The following is a 2,118-nucleotide window of genomic DNA, read 5'->3' on the forward strand; positions in this document are numbered from 1 at the left end:
GCAAGTAATTGGCTGCGCCGAAGCTGCCGGCGCAGCCAATTACTTGCATTTTTCCAGAAGCGTCCACGATGTCTCATTGGCATGGAGGCTTGCGCCGGCGCTCACGATTGGGGCCGCAGGCTTCAGGAACTGGGGCATGACGTTCGGCTGATGCCGCCGTCTTATGTGAAGCCTTACGTGAAGCGAGGAAAGACCGACGCCGCGGACGCGGCCGCCATTTGCGAGGCAGTGACGCGGCCCTCGATGCGGTTCGTGGCTATCAAGAGCGAGGCCTGCTCGGCGGTCATGGTTCTTCATCGCACGCGAGCTTTACGGCAGCCGCACTGAGCGCAAGGCGCGGCTTCTCGAACAGATGGAGTTGCAACTCGAAGAACTCGAAGCTGATGCCGGCGAAGACGAGCTCACGGCGGAGATGGTTGCCAAAAACTCGACCGTCAGGGCCTTCGATCGCAAGCGTCCGTCACGCAAGCCCTTTCCTGAACATCTGCCGCGCGAACGTGTCGTTATCGCCGCCCCGGCCAGTTGCCCTTGCTGCGGCTCGGCAAAGCTGTCGAAGCTCGGCGAGGATGTCACCGAGACCCTGGAGGTCATCCCTCGTCAGTGGAAAGTTATTCAGACCGTGCGGGAGAAGTTCTCCTGCCGCGAATGCGAGAAGATCACCCAGCCGCCAGCGCCCTTCCATGTGACACCACGAGGCTTTGCCGGGCCCAACCTTCTGGCAATGATCTTGTTCGAGAAGTTCGCCCAGCACCAGCCGCTCAATCGCCAGAGCGAGCGCTATGCCCGAGAGGGGATCGATCTCAGCCTGTCGACGCTGGCCGACCAGGTCGGCGCTTGTGCCGCGGCGCTCAAGCCAATCCATTCGCTGATCGAGGCGCATGTTCTGGCCGCTGAACGGCTGCATGGCGACGACACGACAGTGCCAATCCTGGCGAGAGGCAAGACCGACACTGGCCGCATCTGGACTTATGTCCGGGACGATCGACCGTTCGGCGGACAGTCACCGCCCGCCGCCCTCTACTATGCCTCGCGGGACCGGCGGCAGGAGCATCCCGAACGTCACCTGAAGACCTTCACCGGCATTCTGCAGGCGGATGCCTATGGCGGGTATAATCCGCTGTTCAAGACAGACCGCGATCCCGCGCCTCTGACGCAGGCGCTGTGTTGGGCACACGCACGCCGCAAGTTCTTCGTGCTGGCCGATATTGCCACGAACGCCAAACGTGGCAGCAAGGCTGCGCCGATCTCCCCGATGGCGCTGGAGGCCGTCAAACGGATCGATGCCCTGTTCGACATCGAACGGGAGATCAACGGTCTTGCCGCCGAGCAGCGCCTGGCCCACCGCCCCAAAGATAGCCAGCCGCTCGTCGAAGAACTGCGCGATTGGCTCCAGACCGAACGGGCAAAACTGTCGCGCAGTTCTCCCGTCGCCGAGGCAATCGATTACATGCTCAAGCGCTGGGTTGGCTTCACATCCTTCCTCGACGACGGCCGGATTTGTCTCACGAACAACGCCGCCGAGCCCGCGCTCAGAGGCTTTGCACTCGGCAGGAAGTCATGGCTCTTCGCCGGATCGGATCGGGGTGCTGATCGCGCCGCGTTCATGGCGACGCTGATCATGAGCGCCAAACTTAACGATATAGACCCACAGGCCTGGCTTGCCGACGTCCTCGCCAACATTGCGGACACGCCGGTCAGCAGGTTGGAGCAATTGCTGCCGTGGAACTGGAAGATGACGAACAGAGCTCAAGAACCGGATAACATGCCCTTCGAGTTAGCACAGAGTCGTCTGTCTATGTTGGCGGGATACCGAATATGACTTGGGCAAAAATTTCCGCTTTCGCGCTCTATGCTGGTTTGCTGAACACAATTCTTGCGCGCTCTGTCGGAACTTGTACCCAGGGTGATGCAGGCCATCTGTGGGGCATCTTGATCTCGGTGCCCTTCTTCCTCCTCGCGGTATTTTGTCTGACGCGCACCAAAAGCTTACGGACGACAATGATTGTAAGCGGTGTTTTGACCACACCTTCCGGATCAGTTCGTGATTGACGATGTTGAAGCCGAACGAGGGCTTGGAGATATGTCGATTTCACAGCTTATACCAACCGTCGCTGATGC

2 pseudogenes are annotated in these 2,118 nt (G+C 60.2%); both read left to right on the top strand.

The features are described from left to right. Nucleotides 1–312: pseudogene (locus FNA46_RS21825) on the top strand (IS110 family transposase); the annotation flags it as partial. After that, a pseudogene (gene tnpC / locus FNA46_RS21830) lies at nucleotides 296–1,819 on the top strand (IS66 family transposase); the annotation flags it as partial. The pseudogenes FNA46_RS21825 and tnpC, both read left to right, overlap by 17 nt. Nucleotides 1,820–2,118 lie beyond the last annotated feature (299 nt).

This window comes from Affinirhizobium straminoryzae, assembly GCF_007004135.1.
Taxonomy (GTDB): domain Bacteria; phylum Pseudomonadota; class Alphaproteobacteria; order Rhizobiales; family Rhizobiaceae; genus Neorhizobium; species Neorhizobium straminoryzae.